The sequence below is a fragment of the Thermoanaerobacter sp. RKWS2 genome (genome assembly GCF_026240795.1).
Taxonomy (GTDB): domain Bacteria; phylum Bacillota; class Thermoanaerobacteria; order Thermoanaerobacterales; family Thermoanaerobacteraceae; genus Thermoanaerobacter; species Thermoanaerobacter ethanolicus.
Genome location: NZ_CP110888.1, coordinates 2,326,041 through 2,340,307 on the forward strand (window position 1 = coordinate 2,326,041; position 14,267 = coordinate 2,340,307).

Here is a 14,267-nt window from a genome sequence, read left to right on the forward strand (position 1 = left end):
CTCCTGAAATCAGCGGACGCTTTTGCGTCTTAATTTCTTTTTTATTTTTTTGTTTCTTTCCTTATTACCTTTTACAGTTTTATTTCAATATCCACACCAGATGGTAAATCTAATCTCATAAGAGCATCTACTGTCTTAGGTGTTGGATTTAAAATATCAATTAATCTCTTATGAGTTCTTATCTCAAACTGTTCTCTTGAATCTTTATATTTGTGAGGAGCTCTTAAAATAGTTATAATATCTTTTTCTGTTGGCAATGGAATAGGTCCAGAAACCTCTGCACCTGTCCTCTTTGCAGTCTCCACTATCTTTTGAGCCGATTGATCTAAAATAGCATAGTCAAAAGCCTTTAAACGTATGCGAATTTTTTGCTTGGGCATTTTACTTTCCCTCCTTCTATCAATCATCAACACTTTTCTATATCCACATATCCAGGCGTTTTATTGTCAAAAAAATCTTACCTGCGACACCAGCTTTAATATTTTATCTCAAGTTCTAAATCATTGCAAGACTTGACATATCAATATTTTTGTGCTAATAGCAGCTGCTATTAGCACAAAAATATGATGCTATTCTATGATAGCTGACACGACGCCAGCACCTACTGTACGGCCGCCTTCTCTTATAGCAAACTTCAAACCTTCTTCCATCGCTATCGGTGTTATTAACTCTACTTTTATCGTTACGTGGTCCCCTGGCATTACCATCTCTACTCCATCCGGCAAGTTTATTACACCTGTAACGTCTGTCGTCCTAAAGTAAAATTGTGGCCTGTATCCATTGAAAAATGGTGTGTGCCTTCCTCCTTCTTCCTTCGTCAATACGTAAACTTGTGCCTCAAATTTCGTGTGCGGCTTTATCGTCCCTGGCTTCGCTAATACTTGCCCTCTCTCTACTTCGTCCCTCTGTACTCCTCTTAATAATACTCCTATGTTGTCTCCTGCTTGCGCCTCATCCAGTGTCTTCCTGAACATCTCTACCCCTGTTACTACTGTCTTCCTTGATTCCGTCGTCAATCCTATTATCTCTACTTCGTCTCCTACCTTTACCTTCCCTCTCTCTACTCTCCCTGTCGCAACAGTTCCTCTTCCTGTTATCGTAAATACGTCCTCTACTGGCATTAAGAATGGCTTGTCTATGTCTCTCTCCGGTGTCGGTATATATTCGTCTACTACATCCATTAACTGCCATATCTTCCCGCACCATTCGCACTCTCTCTTACCACATCCACACTCTAATGCCTTAAGTGCTGACCCTACTACTATCGGTGTGTCATCCCCCGGAAACTCATATTCATTCAATAATTCCCTTACTTCCATCTCTACTAATTCTATTAATTCTGGATCGTCTACCATGTCTGCCTTGTTTAAAAATACTACTATATATGGCACTCCTACCTGCCTCGCCAATAATATGTGTTCCCTCGTCTGTGGCATCGGTCCGTCTGCTGCTGATACTACTAATATCGCCCCGTCCATCTGTGCTGCCCCTGTTATCATGTTCTTTACATAGTCAGCATGACCTGGACAGTCTACGTGCGCATAGTGCCTCTTCTCTGTCTCATATTCTACGTGAGTCGTGTTTATCGTTATTCCCCTTGCTCTCTCCTCCGGCGCCTTGTCTATCTCGTCATATCCCTTCGCCTCTGCCATTCCTGCCTTCGATAATACCATCGTTATCGCTGCTGTCAACGTCGTCTTACCATGGTCTACGTGACCTATCGTCCCTACGTTTACGTGGGGCTTCTTCCTCTCAAATTTTTGCTTCGCCATCCTCTTTTCCTCCTTTACTTCTTTTCTAATATTTGATCAGCAATATTTTTAGGAACTTCCTCATAATGATGGAACTGCATAGTGTAAGTTCCTCTTCCTTGAGTTTTTGACCTTAAATCAGTGGCATATCCAAACATTTCAGCAAGTGGCACAAATGCTCTTATAACTTGGGCTCCAGCTCTTGCTTCCATTCCTTCAACTCTTCCACGTCGTGCATTTATATCTCCTATTATATCTCCCATGTATTCTTCTGGAACCACAACTTCCACTTTCATAATAGGTTCCAAAAGAACAGGATTTGCCTTTTTCATACCTTCCTTAAATGCTATAGAACCAGCTATTTTAAATGCCATATCTGAGGAGTCAACTTCATGGTAAGAACCATCTACCAATGCCACTTTTACATCGATAACAGGATATCCTCCAAGAACACCGTTTTGCATAGCTTCTTGAACACCTGCGTCAACTGCAGGAATATATTCTTTTGGAATAACTCCTCCTACAATGCGGTTTTCAAATGTATAGCCTTCTCCTCTTGGAGCCGGTTCCATCTCCAACCAAACATGACCATACTGACCACGTCCACCAGACTGCCTGATAAATTTACCTTCAATTTTAACAGGTTTAGTGATAGTCTCTTTGTAAGCAACTTGAGGTTTACCTACATTGCAATCAACATTAAATTCTCTTCTTAGCCTATCAACAATTATCTCTAAGTGCAATTCTCCCATACCAGCTATTATTGTCTGTCCTGTCTCTTGGTCAGTATATGTCTTAAAAGTAGGGTCTTCTTCAGCTAGTTTCAATAAAGCCATAGTCATTTTTTCTTGAGCAGCTTTAGTCTTAGGCTCTATAGCAACAGAAATAACTGGTTCTGGAAAATCCATTGATTCTAAAAGTATTGGATGATTCTCATCACAGAGCGTATCTCCTGTTGTAGTATCTTTTAGTCCAACGGCTGCAACTATATCACCTGTGTATACAGCATCAATTTCTTCTCTGTGATTTGCATGCATTCGCAGGATTCTTCCTACTCTTTCTTTTTTACCTTTTGTAGAATTCAACACATATGACCCCGCATTTAAAGTCCCTGAATATACTCTAAAAAAAGCAAGTTTACCTACATAAGGGTCCGCCATAATTTTAAATGCCAACGCTGAGAAAGGCTCTGAATCATCAGCTTTTCTCTCTATCTCTTCTCCTGTGCCTAATGCCATACCTTTTACCGGTGGCAAATCAAGTGGAGAAGGAAGATATCTCACTATCGCATCCAACATAGGCTGAATCCCTTTATTTTTATATGAAGAACCACAGACAACTGGTACTAATTCACCATTTATAGTTCCTTTTCTTAAGGCTTTGTGAATCTCCTCTTCAGTTATTTCTTCACCTTCTAAATACTTTTCTAAAATAGTTTCATCTTGCTCAGAAACTGCCTCTAATAGTTTTTCTCTATACTCCTCAGCTAAATCTTTTAAGTCATCAGGTATTTCAGTCTCATCCATTACAGTACCTAAATCATCTTCATATATTATGGCTTCCATTTTAATTAAATCCACAATGCCTCTGAAAGTATCTTCTTTTCCAATAGGAATTTGTATAGCTACAGGATTAGCTCCCAATCTTTCCTTTATCATTTTTATTACATTGAAAAAGTCAGCACCTATTATATCCATTTTATTTACATAAGCAATTCTCGGAACATGATATTTGTCAGCCTGTCTCCATACAGTTTCAGATTGAGGTTCAACACCTCTTTTGCAGAAAAAACCGCAACAGCTCCGTCTAATATTCTTAGAGACCTTTCAACTTCTACAGTAAAGTCCACGTGTCCCGGCGTATCAATAATGTTTATTTTATGCCCTTTCCAATAACAAGTAGTAGCCGCAGAAGTTATAGTTATACCTCTTTCCTGCTCTTGTACCATCCAGTCCATTGTAGCAGTACCTTCGTGGACTTCTCCTAACTTATGAACTTTTCCTGTGTAAAAAAGTATTCGCTCGGTAGTAGTGGTTTTTCCTGCATCTATATGCGCCATAATACCAATGTTCCTAACTTTATCTAAGCTGTAGTCTCTTGGCATCTTCCATCCTCCTTTCTTGTCCCTTAGTTCACTACCCCCTATAAACTACTTTTACCATCTATAGTGAGCAAATGCCTTGTTAGCTTCCGCCATCTTATGAGTATCTTCTTTCTTCTTAACACTTCCACCAGTATTATTTGCAGCATCCATTATTTCTGCTGCTAATTTTTCCATCATAGATTTGCCACTTCTTTGCCTTGCATACTCTACAAGCCATCTTATTCCAAGAGATAGCCTTCTTTCAGGCCTTACTTCCACAGGAACTTGGTAAGTGGCACCACCTACTCTTCGAGGCCTTACCTCAAGAACAGGCATGACATTATTTAAAGCTTCTTCAAAAACTTCAAGAGGATCTCTTCCTGTCTTTTCTCTTATTATGTCAAAAGCTCCATAACAAATTTTTTGAGCTAAGCTCTTTTTACCATCCCACATTGCTTTATTAATTAGTTTTGAAACTTTTTTACTATTATATACAGGATCAGGAAGGACCTCTCTTCTTTCTACATGACCTTTTCTTGGCATCCTTTTCCCTCCTTTTGTGTAAAAACTTTACAATAATTAACTCTACTAGATACATTTATAGTTCCATTTCATCTTTTTTTACTTTTTAGGCTTTTTAGCGCCATACCTTGAACGAGCTTGCTTTCTATTGGCAACACCCGCAGCATCAAGGGCTCCTCTGATAATCTTGTACCTTACACCTGGGAGGTCTTTAACCCTTCCACCTCTTACTAAAACTACAGAGTGTTCCTGCAAATTGTGACCTATACCAGGGATGTACGCTGTAACCTCTGTACCATTTGTTAGCCTTACCCTTGCTATTTTTCTCAATGCTGAATTTGGCTTCTTAGGAGTTGTAGTCTTTACTACAACACAAACTCCTCTCTTTTGAGGATTACCCTCTAAAGCTGGAGCAGCAGATTTATATTTTACTGGCTTTCTTCCTTGTCTTACTAACTGATTTATTGTTGGCATTTTTGCACCTCCTTCCAAATAAATCAAGAAATAATTACCCCCTCAAAGGGGTAATTATTTCTTTTCACCTATAATATCCGCTGCAGCGGCAGCATTTACATCAATACCACACATTACCCCAAGTTCTTTCATAGTATCGACGTATACTATTCTAATTGATTTTTCCTCACATAGTTCTTTTATTTTTTTAGTAACATGTTCTTCCGCATCTTTTGCAATGTAGACCTGAAGTACATTGCAATTCATTATTGCTTTTAGAGTCTGCTTCGCTCCAACCACCCGCTTAGAAGGGCAATCTTGTCCCGCCATTCGCCTTCCTCCCATCAGGACAGCGGTTTTTAACACACTTAATAATTTTATCATTAAGCAGTTTAGCTGTCAACAGTAGAATTTCGTTTCAATCTTTAGTTGCTTGCCTTTACTTCTGTTTCTTCTTTTTCTTTATCTTGTCTTTCCTGTTGGTCATTCACTTTTTTTACAACAGAAATATTTCTATAGCGTGACAAACCTGTTCCAGCAGGAATTAGTTTACCTATTATCACATTTTCTTTTAATCCTAAGAGCGGGTCTACTTTACCTTTTATAGCCGCATCTGTAAGCACTCTTGTCGTCTCTTGGAAAGAAGCAGCTGATAAGAAAGAATCTGTTGCCAAAGCCGCCTTTGTAATTCCCAAAAGAGCTCTTCTTCCAGTAGCGGGTCTTAATCCTTTTTCAATTGCTTTTTTGTTTTCATCTTCGAATTTAAACATATCTATAAGCTCTCCAGGAAGCATTGAAGTATCTCCTGGGTCTTCTACTTTTACTTTTCTCATCATTTGTCTTATTATTACTTCAATATGCTTATCATTTATTTCAACACCCTGCAATCTATAAACCTTTTGAACCTCTTGTAGCAAGTAAGTCTGTACTGCAAATATTCCTTTTATCTTTAAAAGGTCATGAGGATTTACAGACCCTTCTGTCAACTCATCCCCAGCTTGTATTACCTGACCATCATGAACTTTAAGTCTTGAACCATAGGGAATGAGATAAGTCTTAGAAATATTGTTTTCTTCATCTGTTACAATGACTTCTCTTCTCTTCTTTGACTCATTGATTCTTACAACACCAGAGATTTCAGAAATTACAGCAAGTCCTTTTGGTTTTCTTGCCTCAAAAAGCTCTTCTACCCTTGGAAGACCTTGTGTAATATCTGCACCAGCTACACCGCCAGTATGGAATGTTCGCATTGTAAGCTGTGTACCTGGTTCGCCTATAGCTTGTGCAGCAATAATGCCCACTGCTTCGCCTATATTTACAAGTTCACCTGTTGCAAGGTCTCTACCATAACACATTCTACATACGCCGTGTCTTGACTTACATGTCAAAAGTGACCTTATCTTTACCTTTGTAATACCTGCTTTTTCGATTTTTTCTGCTTCCTCTTCGTTTATCAACTCATTTCTTCTGACAATTATATTGCCTTCATTATCAACCACGTCTTCAGCCGCAACTCTTCCTATTATTCTGTCAGCTAATTTTTCAATTATTTCATTTCCTTCTCTTATTTCTTCTACATAAATTCCTTCATCGGTTCCACAATCATCTTCTCTGACTATGACATCTTGGCTCACATCAACTAATCTTCTCGTCAAATAACCAGAGTCTGCAGTTCTTAAAGCTGTATCCGCAAGACCTTTTCTTGCACCGTGAGTAGATATGAAGAATTCCAACACATTAAGACCCTCTCTAAAGTTAGACCTTATAGGAAGCTCAATAATTCTTCCTGAAGGGTCTGCCATAAGACCTCTCATACCTGCTAACTGCCTTATCTGGTTTTTACTTCCTCTTGCTCCTGAATGAGCCATCATAAATATAGGATTAAATTTGTCCAAGCTTGCCATCAAAGCTTCTGTAACTTTTTCTGTAGTCATGTTCCATGTCCTTATTACGCTCTCATATCTTTCTTCCTCGGATATGAGACCACGTCTGAATTGGCTTTCAATTTTACTTACCATTTCATCTGCTTCTTTTAGAAGCTTCTCTTTTTCTTTAGGTATTACCATGTCAGATACACTGACAGTAATAGCTGCTTTTGTAGAATATCTGAAACCTAACTCTTTGATTTTATCAAGAGTTTCTGCTGTCTTTGTTGGCCCGTGTAATCTGTATACTCTATCTAAAATTTTCCCCAATTTAGATTTATCTACTAAATCATTAATTTCTAAGTCAAAAGCAGTTTCAGGATTAGTTCTATCTACATAACCTAAATCCTGTGGAATTGCTTCATTAAATATAATTTTTCCAACTGTTGTCTCAATTATTTTTGATTTTTTGACTCCATCAATTTCTTTTGTCATCTTCACTTTTATCTTAGCATGGATGTGAATGTATCCCAGTTGATATGCCATAATAGCTTCTTCAGGGCTGGAGAAATATTTGCCCTCACCTGGAACTCCCTCTTCATCTGCTGTTAAGTAATAACAACCTAATACCATATCTTGAGTAGGAGTCATAACAGGCTTTCCATCTTGGGGCTTGAGTATGTTATTAGCAGCCAGCATTAAAAATCGCGCTTCAGCTTGTGCTTCCATTGAAAGAGGTACGTGGACAGCCATCTGGTCACCATCAAAGTCTGCATTGTAAGCCGTACACACAAGAGGATGAAGCTTTATAGCTCTTCCTTCAACTAACACCGGTTCAAAAGCTTGAATACCCAATCTATGAAGTGTAGGTGCTCTGTTTAGTAACACAGGATGTTCTTTAATAACTTCCTCTAATACATCCCATACCTCAGGCTTTACCTTTTCAACCATTCTCTTAGCACTTTTTATATGCTGCGCCAAACCCTCATCTACTAATTTCTTCATTACAAAAGGCTTAAAAAGCTCTAATGCCATTTCTTTTGGCAAACCACATTGATAAACTTTAAGCTCCGGCCCCACTACTATAACGGAACGACCTGAATAATCTACCCTTTTACCTAAAAGATTTTGTCTGAATCTTCCTTGCTTACCTTTTAGCATATCAGAAAGGGATTTTAAAGGTCGGTTGCCTGGGCCTGTAACAGGTCTACCTCTTCTGCCATTGTCTATCAAAGCATCTACTGCTTCTTGTAGCATTCTTTTTTCATTTCTTACTATAATATCTGGAGCCCCTAAGTCTAAAAGCTTTTTCAATCTGTTATTTCTATTGATTACTCTCCTATACAAATCATTAAGGTCTGAAGTTGCAAAGCGCCCACCATCCAACTGCACCATAGGTCTTAAATCAGGCGGAATTACAGGTATAACATCTAAAATCATCCATTCAGGGCGATTGCCGGAATCTATAAAAGCTTGCACTACTTCTAACCTTCTAATTGCTCTTACCCTTTTTTGGCCAGTAGATTCACGTATTTCAGCTCTCAATTCTTTGCTCAATTTTTCTAAATCTATTTCTTGTAACAATTCTTTTATAGCTTCGGCTCCCATCCCTGCTCTAAATCTGTTGCCATATTTATCAAGGTAATCCCTATATTCTTTTTCTGATAATAATTGCTTTTTAGTAAGAGGAGTATCGCCGGGGTCAATAACCACATATGATACAAAGTACAGCACTTTTTCCAATGCTCTTGGAGACATATCAAGAAGAAGCCCCATTCGACTTGGAATCCCCTTTACATACCATATATGTGCAACAGGGGCAGCAAGTTCAATGTGCCCCATTCTTTCCCTTCTAACTTTGGACCTTGTAACTTCAACTCCACATCTATCACAAACTACACCTTTGTATCTCACTCTCTTGTATTTACCGCAATGGCATTCCCAGTCTTTTGTAGGTCCAAAAATTCTTTCACAAAAAAGGCCATCCCTTTCTGGTTTTAACGTTCTATAATTGATAGTTTCAGGTTTTTTCACCTCACCTCTTGACCATTCTCTTATTTTTTCAGGTGATGCTAACCCAATTTTAATAGCCTCAAAATTTCTTAACTGAAACAAGGAGTGTCGCTCCTTTCTTCAATAAATTTTGGTTTTAACTAATTAAATGTCAAAATCTTCGTCAATCATCAAATCGTCATTTTCTATATCAAAACTATCTGGCTCAAAATCAATATCCTCTGGCAGTTCTTCAATCTCTTCTTCAAAGCCTTCTTCGTAGCTTTCTTCATACACTTCTTCTGGTGGCGTATCTTCGCGGCCTTCTATATTGATATTAAGAGTAGCATCTGGCACATCAGAATCGTCATCATCTTCAAATTCTTTTAATGGAATTTCTTGATTATCTTCTGTGATAACTTTGACATCTAATGCTAAGCTTTGAAGTTCCTTAACCAATACCTTAAAGGATTCAGGAATACCTGGTTCTGGTATGTTTTCACCCTTGACAATAGCTTCATAGGTTTTTACACGACCTGATACATCGTCAGATTTCACAGTCAAAATCTCTTGTAAAGTGTGAGCTGCACCATATGCCTCTAATGCCCATACTTCCATCTCACCAAATCTCTGTCCACCAAACTGAGCTTTTCCACCCAAAGGTTGCTGAGTAACCAAAGAATATGGTCCAGTAGACCTTGCATGCATCTTATCATCAACAAGATGGTGAAGTTTCAGCATGTACATATAACCTACTGTAACTTTATTATCAAAAGGCTCACCTGTTCTTCCATCGTACAATTGCACCTTGCCGTCCGGAGAAAAACCCGATTTAGCTAAAAGCTCCTGTATGTCTTCTTCCGTTGCTCCATCAAAAACAGGTGTAGCAATCTGCCATCCCAATGCTTTTGCAACAAGACCCAAGTGAACTTCTAAAACCTGACCAATGTTCATACGGGATGGAACACCTAATGGGTTTAAACATATCTGCAAAGGGGTACCGTCTGGCAAAAATGGCATATCTTCTACTGGAAGTATCCTTGAAATAACACCTTTGTTACCGTGGCGCCCTGCCATTTTGTCTCCAACAGAAATTTTCCTCTTTTGAGCAACAAATACTCTTACCATCTGGTTGACTCCTGGTGGCAATTCATCACCATTTTCTCTAGAATAAACTTTAACATCTACTACTATACCTGACTCACCGTGAGGAACACGCAAAGAAGTATCTCTTACTTCTCTTGCCTTTTCTCCAAAAATAGCTCTTAAAAGTCTTTCCTCAGCTGTAAGTTCAGTCTCACCTTTTGGAGTAACTTTACCTACCAATATGTCACCAGCGGTAACTTCTGCACCTATACGTATTATTCCTCTCTCGTCTAAATCTTTTAAAGCATCTTCGCCTACATTCGGTATTTCTCTCGTTATCTCTTCTGGACCTAATTTCGTATCTCTTGCTTCTGCATCATACTCCTCAATATGAATAGAAGTTAAAGAATCATCTCTAACCAATTCTTCACTTATCAAAATAGCATCTTCATAGTTGTAACCTTCCCAAGGCATAAATCCTACTAAGACATTTTTCCCAAGTGCAAGTTCACCGTAGTCAGTAGAAGGTCCATCGCATATAACTTGCCCTTTTTTCACTTCATCTCCTTCATTTACAATAGGCCTTTGGTTTATACAAGTTCCCTGGTTTGACCTCTTAAATTTAAGTAAATTATACTCATCCCTTCTACCGTCCTTTGTTCTAATTACAACTTTATCAGCAGCGACTTTTTCCACTACTCCATCGTTTTTCGCTAATACTACTACACCAGAATCAACAGCTGCCTTATATTCTATACCCGTTCCAATTATTGGCGCTTCAGGTTTTATAAGGGGTACTGCTTGCCTCTGCATGTTAGACCCCATCAAGGCTCTATTCGCATCATCATTTTCCAAGAAAGGTATCATAGAAGTAGCAACAGACACTATCTGTTTTGGTGAAACGTCCATGAAGTCCACTTCTGTTGGAGGTACAGCTATTATCTCTTCTTTTAATCTACATACCACTTTCTCATTAATAAACCTGTTGTTTTCATCTAATGGTTCGTTAGCTTGAGCTATAATATATTCATCTTCTTCATCTGCAGTCATATATACAATTTCATCTGTAACTGTACCAGTAGTTTTATCTACTCTCCTATATGGAGCTTCAATAAATCCATATTCATTTACACGAGCATAGGTAGTCAAAGATCCAATCAAACCGATATTAGGTCCTTCAGGAGTCTCAATTGGACATATCCTTCCATAGTGAGAATAATGAACGTCTCTTACTTCAAAACCCGCTCTTTCTCTACTAAGTCCTCCAGGACCTAAAGCACTTACTCTTCTCTTATGAGTAAGTTCTGCCAAAGGGTTAGTTTGGTCCATAAATTGAGAAAGCTGGGAGCTTCCAAAAAACTCTCTAATAGCTGCTACAACTGGGCGAATGTTTATAAGGTTTTGAGGAGTAATTTCATTCACATCTTGGATTGTCATTCTTTCTTTGACTACTCTTTCTAATCTCGCAAGTCCAATTCTAAATTGGTTTTGCAATAATTCCCCTACAGACCGCAGTCTCCTATTTCCTAAATGATCTATATCATCTATTGAACCTATTCCATGAGTTAAATTTAATTGGTAACTTATAGTGGCTATAATGTCATCTTTAGTAATGTGCTTAGGAACAAGTTCATCCATTCTATTTTTTATTTCGTTTATTACCGCCTCTTCATCAGAGAAATTGTCAAGTATTTCCTTTAATATACTTAAATTTACTGCTTCTTTTATATTTAAGCTAGATACATCATAAGGCATTGGATATTTATTTATATCCACCGTATTATTGCCTATTACTTTTACTACTTTACCCTCTACTAACACTTCTACTACATTTATGCCGCAATTTTGAATTTCTTCTGCCTTTTCTTTTGAAATTTTCTCTCCTTCTTCTACTAATATCTCACCTGTAACAGGGTTGACAATCTTTTTTGCACTCTTTAAGTTTGCAATTCTCGTTTTTAACGCAAGTTTTTTATTAAATTTATAGCGTCCAACTTTTGCTAAATCATACCTTTTTGCATCAAAAAATAATGCATACAAAAGGCTTTTAGCACTCTCGACAGTAGGCGGCTCCCCCGGTCTTAATCTCTTATAAATTTCTATTAAAGCCTCTTCTTCAGATTTTGTAGTATCTTTATCTAAAGTAGCTTTTAATTTTTCCTCTTCCCCTAAAAGGTCAAGAATTTGAATATCAGTACTATAACCCAAAGCCCTTAATAATACAGTAATTGGAACTTTTCTTGTTCTGTCAATTCTAACATATACTATATCATTGGAATCTTCTTCATATTCCAGCCAAGCGCCTCTATTTGGAATTACAGTTGCAGAAATTAATTTTTTCCCAAATTTATCAAATTGTTGTTCATAATAGACTCCTGGAGACCTAACCAATTGGCTTACAATTACACGTTCTGCGCCATTTATAATAAAAGTACCCTTTTCTGTCATTAAAGGGAAATCTCCCATAAATACTTCAGATTCCTTAATTTCCCCAGTCTCTCTGTTGGTAAGGCGTACTTTGACTTTCATCGGCACAGCATATGTAGTATCTCTGTCTTTACATTCTTCTACTGAATACTTGGGGTTATTTTCTAATCGATAATCAACAAATTCTAAAGCCAAATTCCCCGTAAAGCTCTCTATTGGGGAAATTTCTCTAAAGACTTCTCTCAATCCCTCCTCTAAAAACCATTTGTAGGACTTCTTTTGAACTTCAATAAGGTCGGGCATTTCTAATACTTCGTCGATCTTGGCAAAGCTCATTCTTGTCTTGTTGCCCACTTGTACAGGACGTACCATCCATTTCACCCCTTAAAAAATGTAAATTACCAAAAGTTTTCAACTTTTGGATTGCGCACAAAAGAACCCTATTTTACCATTATTATTCACCAACAGTCGTCCTCTTATACATATACATATATTAACAAATAAAAAAGGCCACTATTAATGCAATTTATTATAATAGCACAAGTGAAGATTTATGTCAACAATTCCCCATAAAAAGATAGTGTCAAGATACTGTAGGATATTTTTTTAAAGACAACCCCTGAAATTGCTTAAATCAAGGTTTCCATTATTATGTGTTTTTTATATCACTCTTTCATATTTTATTGCTTTTAAAATTCTATATATTGGTGTTACTTTGCCCATGTTTAATACTGTAATATTGTTTATTTGTTCTTTTGTATACGTTTTAGCTCTCTTTACTGCCTCTTTTATTTGCTTCTTTGTTAATTTATAACCTTCATTGTTGTTTTTGCGCTTTTTACGCCATTCTACTTCTCTTAAATTGCCTCCATTTTTCTTAAATACTCTTAATTTCGCCATTAGCTTTAATCCTTCTCTACTCCATCCTAATGGGTTCCTGCTTAACCTGTCTGAAAATACATGGCTTATATGCCCTTCTGCACTGCACCCTATTGCATCCTCATCTTCTTTGTATATTTTTATCCCTTCCCAGTTGTTTAATATGTATTTCTTTACTTCCCTTATTTTCTTCTTCTCTTGCTCTGTTTGTGCTATTTTTGATAGTTCATTAAATGCTTCTTTTAATTCTTTTTCATTCCCTTCATTTATTGCTCTCCATATCCTATCTCTATATCTTGGCTCTTTCGATGTTGCCATGAGTATGTATTTGTTTAAATGATACCTGTCTAATACAAATCTTGATTTTGGTATCCACTCTATCCCTTCTTTTATCCATCTTGCTCCATCACCTGCTATGTATATCTTCTCTATTTTTTCTTCTTTGTAATTGTCATTTATGTAATTTGCTACGTCTATCCATATGTCTTCTGGCTTTTGTCCTACATATGCTTTGTAATGGACATTCTTTAGCTCAGACCTACCGTTCTTTGTCTCTTTGCCTTCATGTATGTATACAAGTCGTGGCATTTCTTTTCCCCCGTCTTGTAAGGATACGTGGTCTTCATCTGCTTCTATGTATAATACTTTTATTTCTTTCTTTTCTTCTACTTCTTTTTTTATTTCTACTTCTCCTATCTCTCTTATTGCATTTAATACTGTCTGTCTACTTAATTCTACTGGGCTTGCTTCTTTACTGCTTTTTTCATAGGATTCTTCTGTCGCTTTTTCTACTATCTTTACTTTTACTCCTTCTTCTATCCTCTCATGCCTACCTATCCCTAATGCGTCATCTGTTAAGTAGGTGTATCTCCCATCTTCTTTTGATTTGTAATATGTCCTTTTATATTTTATTTCTCCTACTGTCGTTATTAAAGTCTTTTCATCTTCCCTTTCTACTACCCATTTCTCTTTCCTTCTCTTGTCTTCTTTTATTATCTTATCTAATTCTTCTATAATTGCTACCATTGTTTCTATACCTAATTTGTCTACCATTTCTCTAACTTTTAATGAAAGTTCTGTTATATCCATCCCTTCTTCTAATAACTTTTTAAAAATTTCTATCACATTATTGATGTAATTACATGCATTTTGTAGTATAATATCTTCAAACTTAATTTTTTTCACAAGAGACACCCCTTTCATGTTTTT

The 14,267-nt window shown here is 37.2% G+C and carries 8 protein-coding genes and 1 pseudogene; all 9 read right to left on the reverse strand.

Translation table 11 applies throughout. From position 1 onward, the window contains the following. Positions 1-71 precede the first annotated feature (71 nt). Positions 72-380, reverse strand: a complete 309-nt coding sequence (gene rpsJ / locus OEI98_RS12360) for a 30S ribosomal protein S10 (protein ID WP_266038157.1) — start codon at positions 378-380, stop codon at positions 72-74. Positions 381-569: 189 nt separating this feature from the next. Then, entirely contained in the window at positions 570-1,772 is a 1,203-nt protein-coding gene (tuf, locus tag OEI98_RS12365; RefSeq protein WP_003870265.1) for an elongation factor Tu, read from the reverse strand. A gap of 14 nt (positions 1,773-1,786) precedes the next feature. Next, positions 1,787-3,855 (reverse strand): annotated as a pseudogene (fusA, locus tag OEI98_RS12370) (elongation factor G). Between the two features lie 51 nt (positions 3,856-3,906). Further along, the gene (gene rpsG / locus OEI98_RS12375) at positions 3,907-4,377 is read right to left on the reverse strand and encodes a 30S ribosomal protein S7 (protein WP_266038161.1); all 471 of its coding nucleotides are present in this window, start codon (positions 4,375-4,377) and stop codon (positions 3,907-3,909) included. A 78-nt stretch (positions 4,378-4,455) separates the two neighbouring features. After that, positions 4,456-4,830: a 30S ribosomal protein S12 gene (gene rpsL, locus OEI98_RS12380; protein ID WP_003868702.1), complete on the reverse strand. Its 375-nt coding sequence runs from the start codon at positions 4,828-4,830 to the stop codon at positions 4,456-4,458. Positions 4,831-4,884: 54 nt separating this feature from the next. Beyond that, positions 4,885-5,139, reverse strand: coding sequence for a ribosomal L7Ae/L30e/S12e/Gadd45 family protein (locus OEI98_RS12385; RefSeq protein ID WP_003870268.1), 255 nt, complete (start codon positions 5,137-5,139; stop codon positions 4,885-4,887). A 95-nt stretch (positions 5,140-5,234) separates the two neighbouring features. Beyond that, the gene (gene rpoC / locus OEI98_RS12390; protein WP_266038166.1) at positions 5,235-8,789 is read right to left on the reverse strand and encodes a DNA-directed RNA polymerase subunit beta'; all 3,555 of its coding nucleotides are present in this window, start codon (positions 8,787-8,789) and stop codon (positions 5,235-5,237) included. A gap of 42 nt (positions 8,790-8,831) precedes the next feature. Continuing rightward, on the reverse strand, positions 8,832-12,551 hold the full coding sequence (rpoB, locus tag OEI98_RS12395) for a DNA-directed RNA polymerase subunit beta (RefSeq protein ID WP_266038168.1): 3,720 nt from the start codon (positions 12,549-12,551) through the stop codon (positions 8,832-8,834). Positions 12,552-12,839: 288 nt separating this feature from the next. Further along, positions 12,840-14,261, reverse strand: coding sequence for an ISLre2-like element ISTet1 family transposase (locus OEI98_RS12400; RefSeq protein ID WP_003869387.1), 1,422 nt, complete (start codon positions 14,259-14,261; stop codon positions 12,840-12,842). Positions 14,262-14,267: the final 6 nt, after the last annotated feature.

Excerpts from the sequence above, each read along its gene's own strand:
- rpoB (WP_266038168.1), bottom strand. The coding sequence starts at position 12,551 with ATGGTACGTCCTGTACAAGTGGGCAACAAGACAAGAATGAGCTTTGCC.
- OEI98_RS12385 (WP_003870268.1), bottom strand. The coding sequence starts at position 5,139 with ATGGCGGGACAAGATTGCCCTTCTAAGCGGGTGGTTGGAGCGAAGCAG.
- OEI98_RS12400 (WP_003869387.1), bottom strand. The coding sequence starts at position 14,261 with ATGAAAGGGGTGTCTCTTGTGAAAAAAATTAAGTTTGAAGATATTATA.
- tuf (WP_003870265.1), bottom strand. The coding sequence starts at position 1,772 with ATGGCGAAGCAAAAATTTGAGAGGAAGAAGCCCCACGTAAACGTAGGG.
- rpsJ (WP_266038157.1), bottom strand. The coding sequence starts at position 380 with ATGCCCAAGCAAAAAATTCGCATACGTTTAAAGGCTTTTGACTATGCT.
- rpsG (WP_266038161.1), bottom strand. The coding sequence starts at position 4,377 with ATGCCAAGAAAAGGTCATGTAGAAAGAAGAGAGGTCCTTCCTGATCCT.
- rpsL (WP_003868702.1), bottom strand. The coding sequence starts at position 4,830 with ATGCCAACAATAAATCAGTTAGTAAGACAAGGAAGAAAGCCAGTAAAA.